Raw genomic sequence first — 2,237 nt, 5'->3', positions numbered from 1 at the left:
GTATTCATGATTCTACCGTTTAATTGTTTCTCTTTATTTTGCCTTAGCTAACGTTTTTAGTCTCTAAGCATTTATACTTATGGCAAAATTGGGATGCTCCCCCAATGTTTGGTTAAAATAGAGGGGCAAAAGTCGCCACAGGGTCGCTTCAATGACAGTTCGACAACCCCGCTACAGTAAAGAAGAATTTGCTCGACGTGGTAATGAGATTTATCAATCTCAGGTACGTCCCCAAGTCGAGGAGGGTAATCAGGGGAAAATTGTGGCAATTGACATTGAAACAGGGGCTTTTGAAGTAGCGGATGATTTGGTAAGCGCAGCGAAGCAACTTTCTGCACGAGTGCCTGATACTCAGACATGGTTTGTTCGCATTGGGCATTCAGCCGTCGATCACTTTGGCGCAAGGAGCCTGAGAACAAAGCCATGATGCAAGGTCGTGTAAATCAAGGCTGTGAGGCGACGTTAGCGATCGCAGTCAGAAACAATGAAACAACGCAGATAGTAGATGCTGTAATTGATACAGGATTTTCGGGTTTTCTCACCTTGCCGTCTGACATAATTGCTAGGTTAGGGTTTATTTGGGAGGGTCGAGATCTTGCGACGTTAGGCGATGGGACTTTCTGCACGTTTGAAGTTTACATCGGGCTTGTGATCTGGGACGGGCAATATCGTGAGATTTACATCAACGAATCAGAGACGGTTCCGTTGATTGGGATGCAGCTATTACGAGGATACGATTTGCGAATTCAGGCAATTGAGGGTGGTTTAGTTACGATCGAAGCGTTGAAGTAGAGTGCGATGCTGAAGGCACTGGGTAACAGTACGCCATCGCTGTAGCAACGTGAAAGCTAGAATATATTAAGCCCTATACGTTAGATGTTGTCTATGATACGGTGATTTGGTTCTGGGTTGGTTCCCATGCAGAGTACGATATGCTGCTGGAGCAATTGTAGTGCGATGCCGAAGGCACTGCGTAGTGCGATCTTGTAGGGTGCGTCCCCTAATCTGGCTCCCACTGCTCCACCGATCGATTTTTGGGAACGCACCATGCCCACTCAAAATCGGTAAAACCCTACACCCTACACCCCACACCCTGCCCCCACGAAAAACTTTTTGCCGCAAACCCTAATCAATTAACGCTCATTCTTAATTCTCCTGGCTACTGGCTCCTTACTCCTCACCTAAAGGAAGATTTTTGATTTTTGCAAGAGGTCTCTTGTTTGAGTATGGGACTGACTTCTTTGCTTCAGGATCAAATCCCGTCAGTACCGCTCGCTCAATCCTTGACGGGGTGAGCTTTTCCAACTCTTTGACCCCATCTTGCTCCCAAAAATGAGCGAAGGATGAGTCCCATTAGAGGAAACTTTGCCCTTACCAGTGCGTCTTTAGCCTCTAAGCAAACAAGTGTCACGCTTGCGATAGAATAGATCGGACTTAGCCTAAATGGGGTCAGGGAAAGAATGTGCGGAATTGTTGGCTATATCGGAACCCAAACAGCGATCGATATTCTCCTAGCTGGTTTGGAACGTTTAGAATATCGGGGTTATGATTCGGCAGGAATTGCCACAATTCTCGAAGGTGAATTACATCGAGTCCGCGCCCAGGGAAAACTCTACAATCTGCGGGAAAAATTAGAACAGGAAGTTAATCCCTCCCAAATTGGCATCGGTCACACCCGTTGGGCAACCCACGGCAAACCCGTAGAAAGTAATGCCCATCCCCACACCGATAATAGTCAACGGGTGGCAGTGGTACAGAATGGCATTGTCGAAAATTTTCAGGTATTAAGAACAGAATTAAAGGAAAAAGGCTGCATATTTGACTCGGAAACCGACACAGAAGTTATTCCCCATCTAATCGCCAGTTATCTACCCAAACCTACCGATGAAGACTACTTGGGGGTGAGTCCTTTCCTCAAGGCAGTTTTAAGGGCAATTGAACGTTTGGAGGGGGCCTTTGCCCTAGGGGTGATTAGTCCCGATTATCCCGATGAATTGATTGTCGTGCGGCAACACGCCCCTTTAATCATCGGTTTTGGTCAAGGGGAGTTTTTCTGTGCCTCCGATGTTAGTGCTTTGGTTCCCCATACCCGGGCGGTGCTGTCCCTGGATAATGGCGAAATCGCTCGCTTAACACCCTTGGGAGTAGAAATTTATAATTTTGAGGGCAAAAGAGTCCGTAAAAGCCCCAGAGTCCTCGATTGGAGTCCGACCACCGTAGAAAAACAGGGTTATCGT

The 2,237-nt window shown here is 47.0% G+C and carries 5 protein-coding genes; 4 read left to right on the top strand and 1 reads right to left on the bottom strand.

Annotation, left to right across the window (positions count from 1 at the left end; translation table 11 throughout):
* Window positions 1-151 precede the first annotated feature (151 nt).
* Window positions 152-427 (top strand): hypothetical protein, encoded by a 276-nt coding sequence (locus PX481_RS15490; RefSeq protein ID WP_002756880.1) that lies wholly within the window; start codon window positions 152-154, stop codon window positions 425-427.
* A complete protein-coding gene (locus PX481_RS15485) occupies window positions 424-792 on the top strand; it encodes an aspartyl protease (RefSeq protein ID WP_043998808.1) in 369 nt (122 codons plus the stop codon). The genes PX481_RS15490 and PX481_RS15485 overlap by 4 nt, the downstream gene beginning before the upstream one ends.
* Window positions 793-872: 80 nt before the next feature.
* Here the strand turns inward: PX481_RS15485 and PX481_RS15480 are convergent, their stop codons facing one another.
* Window positions 873-1,049, bottom strand: a complete 177-nt coding sequence (locus PX481_RS15480; protein ID WP_158499364.1) for a hypothetical protein — start codon at window positions 1,047-1,049, stop codon at window positions 873-875.
* Between PX481_RS15480 and PX481_RS15475 the strand changes: the two genes are divergently transcribed.
* Together PX481_RS15475 and PX481_RS15470 are read left to right on the top strand one after the other, a co-directional pair.
* Complete coding sequence (locus PX481_RS15475; protein ID WP_288027298.1) at window positions 1,035-1,199, top strand: hypothetical protein; 165 nt, start codon at window positions 1,035-1,037, stop codon at window positions 1,197-1,199. The genes PX481_RS15480 and PX481_RS15475 overlap by 15 nt on opposite strands.
* 261 nt (window positions 1,200-1,460) lie before the next feature.
* A partial coding sequence (locus PX481_RS15470; protein WP_502888606.1) for a glutamine--fructose-6-phosphate aminotransferase occupies window positions 1,461-2,237 on the top strand: 777 nt, incomplete at its 3' end.

This window comes from Microcystis sp. M53603_WE2, assembly GCF_030065435.1.
The sequence above is the reverse complement of the archived record's forward strand: the minus strand, read 5'-3'. Positions and strand labels throughout refer to the sequence as shown.

Coding starts and splice junctions, on each gene's coding strand:
- PX481_RS15490 (WP_002756880.1), top strand. CDS start 152: ATGACAGTTCGACAACCCCGCTACAGTAAAGAAGAATTTGCTCGACGT.
- PX481_RS15485 (WP_043998808.1), top strand. CDS start 424: ATGATGCAAGGTCGTGTAAATCAAGGCTGTGAGGCGACGTTAGCGATC.
- PX481_RS15480 (WP_158499364.1), bottom strand. CDS start 1,049: ATGGTGCGTTCCCAAAAATCGATCGGTGGAGCAGTGGGAGCCAGATTA.